General features: G+C 42.8%; 12 protein-coding genes, 1 other RNA gene and 1 pseudogene. 5 read left to right on the forward strand and 9 right to left on the reverse strand.

Annotation, left to right across the window (positions count from 1 at the left end):
- Positions 1 to 70: 70 nt before the first annotated feature.
- Both pepP and F986_RS08995 read right to left on the reverse strand, forming a co-directional pair.
- Positions 71 to 1,393 carry a Xaa-Pro aminopeptidase gene (pepP, locus tag F986_RS08990; RefSeq protein WP_004694237.1) on the reverse strand — a complete coding sequence of 441 codons (1,323 nt, stop codon included), beginning with the start codon at positions 1,391 to 1,393 and terminating at the stop codon, positions 71 to 73.
- A gap of 79 nt (positions 1,394 to 1,472) precedes the next feature.
- Positions 1,473 to 2,105, reverse strand: coding sequence for a UPF0149 family protein (locus F986_RS08995; protein ID WP_004694240.1), 633 nt, complete (start codon positions 2,103 to 2,105; stop codon positions 1,473 to 1,475).
- 64 nt (positions 2,106 to 2,169) lie between these two features.
- On the opposite strand from F986_RS08995, the gene F986_RS09000 reads away from it, so the two are divergent.
- From F986_RS09000 to F986_RS09010, 4 genes are all read left to right on the forward strand, one after another.
- Entirely contained in the window at positions 2,170 to 2,721 is a 552-nt protein-coding gene (locus F986_RS09000; RefSeq protein ID WP_004694242.1) for a hypothetical protein, read from the forward strand.
- A 2-nt stretch (positions 2,722 to 2,723) separates the two neighbouring features.
- Positions 2,724 to 3,008, forward strand: a complete 285-nt coding sequence (locus tag F986_RS09005) for a cell division protein ZapA (RefSeq protein WP_004694243.1) — start codon at positions 2,724 to 2,726, stop codon at positions 3,006 to 3,008.
- 99 nt (positions 3,009 to 3,107) lie between these two features.
- A non-coding RNA gene (gene ssrS, locus F986_RS17875) (6S RNA) lies at positions 3,108 to 3,291 on the forward strand.
- A gap of 152 nt (positions 3,292 to 3,443) precedes the next feature.
- The gene (locus F986_RS09010) at positions 3,444 to 3,851 is read left to right on the forward strand and encodes an Arm DNA-binding domain-containing protein (protein WP_004694246.1); all 408 of its coding nucleotides are present in this window, start codon (positions 3,444 to 3,446) and stop codon (positions 3,849 to 3,851) included.
- Between the two features lie 494 nt (positions 3,852 to 4,345).
- Here the strand turns inward: F986_RS09010 and F986_RS09015 are convergent, their stop codons facing one another.
- The 5 genes from F986_RS09015 to F986_RS09030 form a co-directional block, all read right to left on the reverse strand.
- On the reverse strand, positions 4,346 to 4,951 hold the full coding sequence (locus F986_RS09015; protein WP_004694247.1) for an energy transducer TonB: 606 nt from the start codon (positions 4,949 to 4,951) through the stop codon (positions 4,346 to 4,348).
- A gap of 3 nt (positions 4,952 to 4,954) precedes the next feature.
- The gene (locus tag F986_RS18420) at positions 4,955 to 5,107 is read right to left on the reverse strand and encodes a hypothetical protein (RefSeq protein ID WP_004694250.1); all 153 of its coding nucleotides are present in this window, start codon (positions 5,105 to 5,107) and stop codon (positions 4,955 to 4,957) included.
- Positions 5,104 to 5,550: a protein TolR gene (gene tolR, locus F986_RS09020; protein ID WP_004694251.1), complete on the reverse strand. Its 447-nt coding sequence runs from the start codon at positions 5,548 to 5,550 to the stop codon at positions 5,104 to 5,106. Before tolR ends, F986_RS18420 begins: the two co-directional genes overlap by 4 nt.
- A gap of 12 nt (positions 5,551 to 5,562) precedes the next feature.
- Positions 5,563 to 6,261, reverse strand: a complete 699-nt coding sequence (gene tolQ, locus F986_RS09025) for a protein TolQ (RefSeq protein ID WP_004694253.1) — start codon at positions 6,259 to 6,261, stop codon at positions 5,563 to 5,565.
- 113 nt (positions 6,262 to 6,374) lie between these two features.
- Positions 6,375 to 8,354: a phytase gene (locus F986_RS09030; RefSeq protein WP_004694254.1), complete on the reverse strand. Its 1,980-nt coding sequence runs from the start codon at positions 8,352 to 8,354 to the stop codon at positions 6,375 to 6,377.
- A gap of 170 nt (positions 8,355 to 8,524) precedes the next feature.
- On the opposite strand from F986_RS09030, the gene F986_RS09040 reads away from it, so the two are divergent.
- Positions 8,525 to 9,600, forward strand: a protein-coding gene (locus F986_RS09040) for an IS3 family transposase (RefSeq protein ID WP_115613870.1) whose coding sequence is annotated in 2 segments (ribosomal slippage) — positions 8,525 to 8,777 and positions 8,777 to 9,600 — 1,077 coding nt in all. Because the reading frame shifts where the segments join, the coding sequence is not laid out codon by codon here.
- Positions 9,601 to 9,638: 38 nt separating this feature from the next.
- On the opposite strand, the pseudogene F986_RS09045 reads toward F986_RS09040, so the two are convergent.
- Together F986_RS09045 and F986_RS09050 are read right to left on the reverse strand one after the other, a co-directional pair.
- Positions 9,639 to 10,883, reverse strand: a pseudogene (locus tag F986_RS09045) (alkaline phosphatase); the annotation flags it as partial.
- A 14-nt stretch (positions 10,884 to 10,897) separates the two neighbouring features.
- On the reverse strand, positions 10,898 to 12,514 hold the full coding sequence (locus F986_RS09050; protein ID WP_004694259.1) for an alkaline phosphatase: 1,617 nt from the start codon (positions 12,512 to 12,514) through the stop codon (positions 10,898 to 10,900).
- Positions 12,515 to 12,583: the final 69 nt, after the last annotated feature.

The raw sequence follows: 12,583 nt of genomic DNA on the forward strand, positions 1-12,583 counted from the left end.
ACAACTCCATAAACACCTTATAAAAAATAAAAGCCGATCTCATGATCGGCTTTTATACAGTAAATGGTATTTATCGCGCCATTAACGCTTCAATCTCTTCTACCGACTTCACCACTTTCGCAGTCAAATTCAGTGGGCCGTTTTGGGTTGCTACGATGTCATCTTCAATACGAATACCAATACCACGCCATTTCGCATCGACCGTTTCATCATCAGGTGCAATGTATAAGCCCGGTTCAACCGTCACGACCATGCCTTCTTCATAGGCACGCCACACACCTTCTTGCTTATATGAACCCACATCATGCACATCCATACCCAACCAGTGTCCCGTACCATGCATATAAAACTGACGGAAACTTTCCTTTTGGATTATCTCTTCAATATCACCTTGCATAATCCCCAGATCAAGTAGACCTTGGACTAAAATACGAACAGCAACATTATGCGGTTCTTTATATGAGTTGCCTACACGCACTGCGTCAATTGCAGCAAGTTGTGCATCAAGAATTACATTATAAAGAGCTTTTTGCTCAGGGCTGAACTTTCCATTGACGGGGAAAGTACGGGTGATGTCTGAAGCATAATATTCATATTCACACGCTGCGTCGATCAGCACCAAATCGCCATCTTTTAGCTCTTTGTTATTCTCTACATAGTGCAAAATGCAAGCGTTTTCACCACCACCGACAATGCTGTTATACGACGGCACACAGCCATTTTGACCAAATACATAATTCAGCTCAGCTTCTAGAGCATATTCCATCATGCCTGGCTTAACGGTTTGCATGGCACGAGTATGAGCTTGTGCAGAAACATCAGAAGCCATTTGCATCAATGCAATTTCTTGTTCTGATTTAAACAAACGCATTTCATCTAAAATACGATCGAGCTGTATCACTTGTGCAGGTGCAGCAGTCCCACGACGTGACTCGCCATTGGCCGTCGTGATCCATTTTGCTACACGCGCATCAAATTCGGGCTGTTGCCCAATACGATAGAATAATTTTTCTTTGCTTAAGAGTTTTTCAATGATTTCTTCATCTAACAAATCTATCGCATACGCTTCGTCAGCTTCATAGTCGTCTACCGCACCATCCACACCTGCGCGGTAACCATTCCAGATTTCCATCTCGCGGTCACGTTCACGGCAGAACAAACTGTAGCTATAACCGTCTTCATCATCCTCGGCAAAGGTTTCAATGACTGCCACGGCTTCGGGCTCAGCAAAACCAGTTAGATAAAAGAAGCTGCTATCGGTACGGTATTTATAGTCTGCATCACGATTACGCATCGCCACTGGACTGGTTGCGATAATGGCAATACTGTTCGGACCCATTTGTGCAGCCAAACGGTCACGGCGTTCCTGAAAATCCACTTGCGTTAGTTTCATGTTTGATCTGTCTTTTTTATACCAAAGAATAAAGTGCCACGCGCACCCTATCATGTACGCGCAGCAAGTCTTATGCCAATTAGCTTGGGCGATGCGGCGTAAACATTTCTACAACATTGTTCGCTTCTGTTACAGAACGATCGATTTGTTGCTTGTTATGAAAGTGTTTAAGCAGAGAACTTTCCTCAACCGCAATCTTTTTGCGGCCTACAGATAAGCTCACAGGAATTAAACGTACAAACTCGTATAACTCTTGATAGCTCTCTTCACCCTCTTCATTATCATCAGTTTCTTCAAACTCAACTGCCGCCACATCCTGTAAATGTTCGATCAGTTCCATTTCATCTGGACGAATATGACCAGACGCTAAACCAAAGCCCAGCACTACGCCTGCGCACCAATCCGCCAAAGCTTGTACACGGTCTGCCAGCGTATGAGTGTCATCGGGAAGTAATGGTAAATAGTCCAATTCATCGTCAGAAAGTGCATGTGCGACATCTTCTGCTTCATCGGCTAACAACGCCAAAGCTTCTTCGCTTAACTCTGGAATTTCCAAAGTCGTGAGGATGTGTTGCCACTCTTCACGGCTCGGTGCCTGAGTTACACAAATGATACCTGTGAGTAAACCATGTAACTCACTTGGGCTAGAAATCTCTTCAATTTTAGAAAAATTTGGCTGCCATTCTGACCAACCTGAAATATCGTCTTGCATTCGTTTATCCAATCTCTATACTTCTTATATATTACCTTTGTTTGCAGCACTGTGCGACCACGATATGTTAGAAGAATTACAGCGTCTACAGGCGTATATTGGCGTTTTAAAAACGCGACTTGCTCATTTTGAAAGTGAAAATAGCACTTTAAATGCAGCTAAACTGGATGCTGAAGAACAGCACCGTTCTCAAGTTGTGCAAAAAAATGGCTTAATTACCCAGAAACAAGAACAAATTGATGATTTAACTGAGCAATTAAGCAGCGCTCAGACCCAATATCAACACTTAAACACTGATGCGACTGCTTTGGCCGATCGTTATAGTCGTTTGGAAAAAAGTTGTACGGATTTAAAAAATCGCTTTCAGGAAATCTTGGCTGAACGTAATGAATTACGTGCAATTAAAGAAAAAATGAACAATGATCAGCGTCAAGCTCAGCAAGAAATCCAAGCACTTCAGCAAGAACGTGAAAGATTGTTACAAAAAAATGAGCATGCTAAAGCTAAAGTCGAAGCCATCATCCAACGTTTGGCTATTTTAGGCACAGAGCAAGATCATCACGCGCAAGAAATTCAACAACTTGCCCACCCTACTGAAGCTGGCGAGGAAGTTTAATCATGAGCGAACCAATTACCGTTGAATTACGTGTCTTAGGTCATAGCTTTCGTTTAGTCACAACGGAAAAAGAAAAAGCCGACCTTGAACGTGCAGCTCTGCTTTTAAATGATAAATATGATGAGTTTCGCCGTAAAGCGCCACGGGTAGAACCCAGTAAAATTATCATTATGGTGGCACTAGAGTTAATGCAAGAAGTGTTGTCGATGAATAAAACACTGCAAGAGTATGCACACGCAGAACGATTACTGGCAAATATTATCGATGACGTTGCGGAACTTGTTTAAACTCGACTTAATTGAATAAAGTATCAACACTTGCTCCAGTTGTTTACAGTTCGTAGCGGTGTATGAGTTGCCATCAGCGTGAGATTCGTTATACTTAAGGCAACTCTGAGGTGTTCGCCAGCGGGTCTATTCCCCTGCCGATACTTAAACTTATGGATGTGTTCTGTATATTTAGAGTGTATGCCCACTTTCATGTGGGAAACCCAGCAAGTATACGTCGCGTCCACCTTGAACTCATCGGGTTCAGGGTAACGACACATGCAGCGGCATCTTCGGAGTACTTTATTTATTTTAATAACAATAAGCTTATAACTGAACTCCTCCCTCGCTCTGTTCACTTCAATCCGCATAAATCATCAAAAGTAGGCATTACGGTAGGCTCTAAAATTATTGTGCTATATTGCTGTGTATTGTTTCAATCAGTTAAAAAGTGCAATGGCTCAAAGACATAAGCTAACAAAAACATTTATCGATAGTCTCCCTCTAGAAGCATCAGGAAAAAAGGTTTTTTATCGTGACTCTATGACCATTGGCTTTGGTATTGTAGTTACTCAGTCTAAAACTTATTTTATAGAAACGCGCATGCCGAATGGCCTAAATAAAAGGAAAACTATTGGTAAGCATGCCGTGTACACCTTAGAACAAGCGCGTACCGAAGCTAAACGTTTATTATTACTCATCGATCAAGGTGTTGATCCTGTTGCACAAAAAGAGCAATTGAAACGTAATTTCATACAAGCAAAGAAAATAGATGAATTAATCCCGAGTTTAGATGACGCTTATAACCCAAAAAATATTCCTCACTACTCATCAAAGGTCATCAACGATTTTGTAATCCAGTAGGTCAACATCGTATCAGTAATGAATTTTGCAAGAATGGTGTAGTTGATTCAAAAAGTGTTGTTCACTTCATATCACCTCGACATGATCTTAAGAACTTTATTTAAGAAGCAACTAAATGCTTGGAAGCTAAAATGGCACGAGATGACATTAAGTTGAATAAACCGGTTCTATCAATCGTAAAACGTACCTATACTCCGACTTCTGATAGATATCGACACGAAGTTTTTCAGTCAAGTAGAACAACATGATGAAGACCTATATTTAGCCATTAAGAATATTAATCACATAAAAACAAAAGCAGTAACCCTTAAATATATGTAGGTTGTGAACGTTTCCATAAAACGTTTCAAGGAAAAATGTGCTGTAGACTGACACTATTTGAAACGTTTCTTGATAGAAAGAAGATTTAGGCTAAAAAGAATTTAGTTCAAATTTAACTAGACAGACATATGAAAGAATGGACTGCCAGCTCTGGTTTGAGTTAGTACATAAAATTAACTTTCAATACGATATTGGAAGGTATTTTTAACATTCGACACACTGGTCGGTTTGCCATCGACGAGACGAGGCTGATATTTAAAAGTGAGAGCAGCCTGAATCGAAGGTCGTACAAACATCGGATGGCAGTCGCCTTGTGCCTTTGGATTTTCTACCCGTCCTTTTTCGTTCACGCTATACACCACCGTACAATCCCCCTCCAGCTTACGATCCAAAGCTTGTTCAGGATAAGCTGGTGCTATTTTTGTAACAGGTTGATAATTTTTAACATCAAATGATTCAGGATGAGTTTGTGCTTTAGGTTCTCCTGATTTCTGGGTCTTCGTCTGAGTTGGTATATCCGCTTGAGACTGCGTATCTACTGTTTTCTGAGATTCCGCTACTGCCGTTTGCTTTTCCGTCACGACTTGCTGTGTCGGTTTAGACGCTGTAGGTACAATTTTGTTGCTCTGTGACTCTACAAACTTCTTGGTGGTTTTCGGTTGGATTTTAGTAGGTTTCTCAAGCTGTTTCTTGACAGGCTCATGTAAGGGTTTTTCTTCGACTATCGGCTCAGGCTTTTTAGGTTCAGGTTGTTGTTTGGCTGGAGGGGGTATTTGCACAAATTATAATTGAATGGTTTTCGGCTTGGGTTCCGCCAATGTTTCATGCATCTCAACCGTACATAACCATGCAATTAGCGCAATATGCAATCCAGCCGTGACCGAAAGTGCTAGGCCTTGATCACGAAACCTAATTTTGGAAACGGTTGTCATCATGATTGTGGTTCCTCTGTCACTAGCCCCAAGTTCGTTACCCCACTTTTTTGCAAGGATGCTATGGCCTGTGCAACCAGTTGATAATCAGCATCCTGATCGGCACGTACATAAAACTGTAAGCTTTTATCTTTTTGAATAATCGGAACCAGTTTTTGTTGCATAGTGGCTAAATCAATGGCCTGATCCGTAACTTTCTCGGTATTCACTTCTGATCCAATATTCCAGTAATACTGACCATTGGCTTGAATAGATAGAGTGACAATACGCTGCTGTTGTGACGCGGGCATGACATTGGCATCCACTTTAGGCAAATCAATTTGAATGCCTTGCGTCAACATTGGTGCAGTCACCATAAAAATCACCAATAACACCAACATGACATCAATATAAGGAACCACATTCATTTCAGCATTGAGTTTTAATTTTTGAGGACGCTTAATCATGGCTGTTGCTCCTTAACGCGAAGCGCGCTCAGTGTGCCCCAACAAACGATAAATACGCGTTTGCAACTCATTGGCAAAACCGTAATAACGACTGGAAAGCTTGTCAGCACGTGCCGAAAAGCGGTTATATGCCACTACCGCAGGAATAGCGGCAAATAAACCAATGGCTGTTGCAATCAGCGCTTCTGCAATCCCAGGCGCAACTGTATTTAGGGTTGCCTGTTCAACGGCAGACAGTCCAATAAACGCATTCATAATGCCCCAGACCGTTCCAAATAAGCCTATATAAGGGCTGACTGAACCGACTGTTGCGAGAAAGGTAAGATTTTGCTGAAGCTTTTCTTCTTCTTCACTGATGCTGCTGAGCAAACGACGTTCTACCCCATCAATTACATCACTTGTAGTAAGTTGCTCATCTTTGATCAATTGATGGTATTCATCAACCCCATGTTGAAAAATGCTGACAACTCCTTTTTGTTGTTCAGGCTGTTGGTAGTCTTGCTGTAAAAGATTGAGATCTTTTTGCTGTCTAAAATTCTTTAAAAAGCGGTTCCAAAGCTGCTCTTGTCCACGAAGTAACATGCCGTGACGCACGATTAAATACCAACTTACGACTGAGGATAAAACCAAAATCAACATCACTACTTTTACCAACACACTGGCATGGCTAATCAACATCCAAACTGACATTTGATCCATCGTTGCTTGCATAACGCACTCCAATTTTTTTACTGCATGGTGCAGTACATATATATTTTTAAAATGGGCTGTGATTCTTTAGCAGCCCATGTACTCACTCAGGTACTAAAGTACTAAAGAGTTATTTAGTCCAAATGCAGGGCTTGAGCGATTTTTTCCCACGGCACATATTTAAAGTTCTGATTGGTTTCAGGCATACGTTTACGTCCATCTTGCACCACCAACATGCCTTGCTTCCATTTGCCACCAAAATTTAGGGAACTCACATCTAGTCCATCTGTTTCAGACACAGCGTCAATGCCTTTGTCGATATTGATGCCTACACGAAATGCGCCACGAACCGTATAAGGTGCTGCGGCATCAAGCACCACAAAGCTGTCATTGCCTTGGCTTGAAACCACCAAATAACTTTGGTTTCTGCCGTGATAAAGTCCCATTCCCTCAATGTCATCATGCATCACCTCTCCTACGCCAATCACCTGCTGCATAGGAAGCTGAGATTTTGGGTTGAGATCTTTTACCCACACCGCGACATCTTCTTCACCCAAGAAAATACGCCCTGTGGCATCGTCTACGACACAGCCTTCAGGTTGGGTTTTCACTGAAAAACGTTGTACTTCTTCAGCCCTTAATTTTTGCTGTGTAGCCGTGATGTGGTATTGAACAAAAGTCCCGTTTTTATCGTTGGGAATGGCATAGATTTCCCCTTGAGCATCGCGGTACATACAAATGCCATAAATATCATCCAATGTAGTTGCTAACTCGCCGAGCACAGAAACCTTGCCCGTTTTGGGTTGAATCGCAAAGAGATGCAGGCTGTTATGATCTCGGTTCGATGCCACAGCCAAATCGACCGTTTGATTGCCCCATTTAAAACCGTGGCGTACATCAACATTATTCAATCGCCCTACTGGCAAGTACTGCACAGTTTTGCCCTGTAAGTCGTTAACCTGTAGACCACCTTGTTTATCTGTCGCTAAAATACGGGACTGACTCGGCTGTGCAGCGTTATGCCAAATCGCAGGATCATCAGCCGCGTCACCTGTACTTGGCACACCCTCGGTCTGCACTTCTGCCGGAATGGTGATGATATTTTGAACTTTGGTCAGGTTCTGGGTTTCCCATTCCGCATCCGTCACTTTTACGGTTTTATCATCTAAAATCAGCAAGGATTTATCGGTTAAATTACCTTGAACACTCAAAGTCTCTGCTTCTTTCACCATATCTAGTTGTAAAGGTGGCTGTGCTTTCCATTGCTTATCTTGCTTTTGATAACGATAAAGCAAAGGTTTTTCTGCATCGAGTACAGCGACATGATCATCTACAATCGCAATTGTAGAAGGTGAACTTTGAATCGAACCAAAGGGTTGCACAAGATCCACCGCCTGACGCACCATGTCTGCTTCAGAATGAGCTGGATATGCCCAAACGCCAACATTCGCTTCATTAATAAACAGCTCTGCGGTGCTATCATTCACTTTGCATACACTACTAGCAGGTGGAAAACTGAGACGGCGTAACAACTGTGGTTGAACCAAAGCCTTCTCATGCTGAGCCACCAACCATTGTTCACCAAGCCCCTCTTCGCCTACTAAAAAAGCAAAACTCAGCCCTTGAGCATCGGTATATAAGCAAACATCTTCAGACTTAAATGAACGCTTTGGAATAAAGCTGGGTTTGTCCCATGCTTTATTTTTTAAGTTCATGCTCATCAGTTGAATTTGCTGTTGTTGCAAATTTGACGCAGCAATCAATAAACGCTCCGAACCAATCCGATAATCAAAACGCCCAAACTGACCTTGAATTTGATGTAGTACATTTTGTTGATCATCTAAGATTTGTAGCCCTTTGTTTTTACTGCTCAACAGTGCGGCAACTTCAGGCCATGCACTCAAGCTTAACCATTGCACATCCTCAGTTTTTGCCCCATTCATGTCGACTTCACGTAATTGCAACTTCGCTGCCATAGGCTGATCTATTGGTATTTCAGCCGAGCTTAACGACTGGCTATTTTGCGGAGCTTGGGGCACGCTGTGCTGACTGCATGCGCTCAATAACAGCAAGCAACTGCTTAAAGCAGACAATTTAAAAGATGAAAATTTCATAGAGACACTCAAAATTGGGCAAGGAAACTCAGGTCTGCTTTTGCTGAGCAAACCTGAGAACTAAATTTAATTCGACTTAAAAATGGGTGTAGGTCAGTGGGTAATCCCCCCTAAAAATAATAGGATCTAAAAGTAGAATTTTCTCTTAAGATACGAGCAGGAGATTCTGCATGAAAACATCTAAATTTACTGACAGTCAGATCATGTCCATCTTGAAACAGGCAGAATCTGGCACACCTGTAGCGACCCTTTGCCGTGAACACGGCATGAGTAATGCTACCTTTTATAAATGGCGTGCCAAATATGGTGGTATGGATACATCATTAATGGCTCGACTGAAAGAGCTAGAAGCCGAAAATACCAGACTTAAAAAGATGTATGCGGAAGAGCGATTAAAGGCCGAAATCATCCAGGAAGCGATGGCAAAAAAGTGGTAAAGCCATCTTGCCGGCGTAAGATGGCACAACAGGCAGTTGCCCAGCATGCCATTAGTATTCGTTTGGCTTGTAAAGCATTTGGCATTAGTGAAACCTGCTACCGCTATCAAGCCAAACTCAGCGATGACAATGCACTCATTGCTGAACAGCTCATTGAACTCACTGAGGAAAATTCCGATTGGGGCTTTGGTTTGTGCTTCTCGTATTTACGGCATGTTGAGAGTTGCTGCTGGAATCACAAGCGGGTTTACCGCATTTACTGTGAGTTGGCACTGAATCTGCGTATTAAACCGAGAAGAAGACTAAAACGGCATGCGCCTGAACCATTGAAAGAACCAATCCGAGAAAATCAGGTTTGGTCATTAGATTTTATGCATGATCAGCTTTCCGATGGTCGCAAGTTTCGATTATTGAATGTGATTGATGATTACCGCCGCGAAGGCCTAGCCATTGACGCAGGGTTCTCATTGCCCACAATCAGGGTTATTCGTACGTTGAATCAATTGCTGGAGTGGAGAGAAAAACCGTTAGTGATCCGATGCGATAATGGTCCCGAATTTATCAGTCACGAATTTGTGCGCTGGGCTACTGAGCACGGTATTCGTATTGAATATATTCAACCGGGTAAGCCACAGCAGAATGCGTATATTGAACGCTATAATCGGACCATACGTTATAGTTGGCTGAGCAAGCATTTATTTGATACTTTGGATGAAGTACAAGATTATGCAACAAACTGGTTGTGGCATTACAACCATGAAAGACCACATCAAGCTAACAAAGGAAAGCCACCTCTAATGGCTGCTTAACCTCTACTTTTAACTTCGGTTATTTATGGGAGGATTACCGGATTATGTACTTGGCCATCAGCCAGCACTTTGCTGTAAGCATTTTGCTCTTTTGCAATATTATAGTCATAGCTCAGTCCCAAAATACCTGGATTAGTTTCCGTCGTTTGACCCGTTCGTGCGGCATAACCATTAAAGGTCATCACATGGTCATGGTCTGCCGTCACTACAATCAAGGTATTGCTCAAATCCACTTTATCCAGTGCAGTTTGAATTGCATCATTAAATGCCTTGGTTTCCTGCAATGCCCGTTTGGCATTATTGGCATGTAGCGCATGGTCAATACGCCCACCCTCAACCATCAAGAAATAGCCTTGTCCATGACTCTGTGCTTGCAGTGCATCAATCGCTTTACTGGTCATCGCCGCCAGACTCGGTTCAGTCTCTATATTCTTCTTGAGTCGGTCCAAATCAAAATTTAAATGCGACTGTGTGGAGAATACGCCGAAAATTTTCTGAGTATTGACCGTCTGTGCCAAATCACTTTGGCTTAAAACGGTTTGATAACCCTGCTGTTTAAACTCTGCCAATAAATCACGACCATCCAAGCGCCCTTTGGGGTTAGAGACTGCATCATAAGGCGTCCAATGATTTAAGCCGCCTCCCATAAGGACATTAATGCCATCCAATAAGTTTGGATTATAAGCTTTACCTTTTGGAACAGCTTGAAGCGCGATATCGTATTGCGCATCACGGTGACAGATATGTGCATAGGTTGCCGCAGGTGTGGCATGGGTGAGTTCGGTCGTCGTCACTACGCCAACCGCTTTACCCTGCTTTTTTGCCAATTCTAAAATACTTAACGCAGGCATCCCTGCGACCATACTACTGCCCTGTTCTGGACAACGGTTGATGGCTTTCGCTAAGCTTTTGCCATTCGGCAATTTTCCTTCTTCAGGTTCGACCGCAACCGTTCCTGTTGTCATGGCAATCACTTCATTTTTATTTTTCTGCCCAGTCATATAGGCGCCCATAGAGGGAGCGCTATCTGTGGTTTGACCATCCTCAGAATAGGTTTTAATCCGTGCTGCGTGCTTCATGCGGTCCATGGCCAGTTTGCCATTTTCCCCCACAGCATAAATACGACTTGCCGTCACTGTGGTTGGTCCCATGCCATCGCCTAAAAAGAATATAACGCTTTTCGTCGGTGTAACTGTGGTGTCCGCAGCATACAAAGCACTTGAAGAAATCGACGCTGTAAGCAGAAGCATCATGTATGGGATGGTTTTTAAAGTATGTTTCATGTGATATCCCTCTGCTATAAGCCTGTGATCTTACGAATGAGGTGATTGACCTCAATATTATCAAGGCTACCTGAGAACTGATCGGCTCCCTGACCAATCGCACCTAAAAACACATCTGCACCGCCATGCGTTTCTTTATCTTTATAGCCCGTTTGAATCACAGCTTCTTGTTGGAAATCATCCGCAGCAGTGCCCGTACACCAACCCGTTTCAGCCAAAGGATAGGTGAAACTATATTTTTCACCTTGTGGTGCCTTTGGCCCTTGTACAGGATGACAGACATCAGTGTCTTTTAAGTTCAGTACCAAGTCATCCATACGGTTTTGAGTGGGGCGTTTTTTGCCCGTACCAAAACCGATAATCGGATAAGGTTGACCATGAATATCTTGAGCAAAGCCCGCTTGATCATAGTTTTTTACCAATCCAAGCACACTGGTTTCCTTACCTTCGACGTATTTTCCTGTACGCTTGGCATAACCATTTAAAACCAAGGTGTGATCATGGTCGGCTGTGATTACAATCAGTGTATTTTTAAGTTCAGGATCACTTTGTTTAAGCTTTTGAATGGTTGCTTCTAAAGCATCATTTAAGGCAATCGTGTCTTGTAAAGCACGTTTGGCATTGGTGTCATGCAGCGCATGATCTATACGCCCGCCCTCCACCATCAGGAAAAAACCTTTTTTATTTTGCGTCAGGATGTCTAAAGCAGACAGCGTCATTTGCTTGAGACTCGGCTCTGCCAAGTTTTTCTTGGTGCGATCCAAGTCGTAATTTAAATGGCTGTGATTAAATAAACCCAATAATTTTTCATTTTTCGCCAGTTGCACTTGGGACAGTTGGTTTTCATCAAAAACCACGCGGTAGCCTGCCTTTTGCATCTCGGTAATTAGATTGCGCCCATCAGTACGTTCTCCACCTGCATCTTTAGGCAAAAATTGACGCTTGCCACCGCCTAAAACCACATCGACCCCATCTTTGAGTTTTTGGTTATAGTGCTGATAGATATCCCCTTTAGAGCTTGGTACTAATTGTGATGCAATGTCATTTTCAGCATCACGGTGGCAAATATGCGTATAAGTCGATGCTGGTGTGGCATGCGTGATCCGCGTCGTGGTCACAACCCCTGTCCCCCAACCCTTCGCTTTGGCTAATTCGAGTAAAGTCTGTGTGTTTTGCTTATTTTTGTTTTGTGGGTTAGTCCCGCACTGGTTATTCCCTACTGAATCAGGTTCAACTGCAATTGTCCCTGTCTGCATCGAGATCACCTCGTTTTTCATCTTCACACCGGTCATATAAGCACCCATCGAAGGTGCACTGTCAGTGACTTGCGCATCTTCAGAAAAGGTACGAACAAAGGCAGACTCAGGTAACCGATCAATTGCTAACTGACCATCTTCACCGACAGCATAAATGCGGGAAGCGGTAAGTGTGGTCATGCCCATTCCATCACCCAAGAAAAACACTACACGTTTCGGTTGTTGGACTTTTTGTTGTTTGAGTAGTTGTACTGCGTGAGTTGGTTGAGCTTGCATTAAATCACTACTTTGACAAGCGGAGAGAAATAAAGCACTCAAACTTATATATGCCACACTGATTGTTTTTAATTGGAATTTTTCAAGAAAACCGAGCATTGCATCAACCCATCTAAAGATGGCTGAAACATACACTTCGGATATTTAAATCCGATGACATTTAAGCAT

It is taken from the genome of Acinetobacter johnsonii CIP 64.6 (assembly GCF_000368045.1).
Taxonomy (GTDB): domain Bacteria; phylum Pseudomonadota; class Gammaproteobacteria; order Pseudomonadales; family Moraxellaceae; genus Acinetobacter; species Acinetobacter johnsonii.

Excerpts from the sequence above, each read along its gene's own strand:
- pepP (WP_004694237.1), bottom strand. The coding sequence starts at position 1,393 with ATGAAACTAACGCAAGTGGATTTTCAGGAACGCCGTGACCGTTTGGCT.
- F986_RS08995 (WP_004694240.1), bottom strand. The coding sequence starts at position 2,105 with ATGCAAGACGATATTTCAGGTTGGTCAGAATGGCAGCCAAATTTTTCT.
- F986_RS09000 (WP_004694242.1), top strand. The coding sequence starts at position 2,170 with ATGTTAGAAGAATTACAGCGTCTACAGGCGTATATTGGCGTTTTAAAA.
- F986_RS09005 (WP_004694243.1), top strand. The coding sequence starts at position 2,724 with ATGAGCGAACCAATTACCGTTGAATTACGTGTCTTAGGTCATAGCTTT.
- F986_RS09010 (WP_004694246.1), top strand. The coding sequence starts at position 3,444 with ATGGCTCAAAGACATAAGCTAACAAAAACATTTATCGATAGTCTCCCT.
- F986_RS18420 (WP_004694250.1), bottom strand. The coding sequence starts at position 5,107 with ATGATGACAACCGTTTCCAAAATTAGGTTTCGTGATCAAGGCCTAGCA.
- tolR (WP_004694251.1), bottom strand. The coding sequence starts at position 5,550 with ATGATTAAGCGTCCTCAAAAATTAAAACTCAATGCTGAAATGAATGTG.
- tolQ (WP_004694253.1), bottom strand. The coding sequence starts at position 6,261 with ATGCAAGCAACGATGGATCAAATGTCAGTTTGGATGTTGATTAGCCAT.
- F986_RS09030 (WP_004694254.1), bottom strand. The coding sequence starts at position 8,354 with ATGAAATTTTCATCTTTTAAATTGTCTGCTTTAAGCAGTTGCTTGCTG.
- F986_RS09050 (WP_004694259.1), bottom strand. The coding sequence starts at position 12,514 with ATGCTCGGTTTTCTTGAAAAATTCCAATTAAAAACAATCAGTGTGGCA.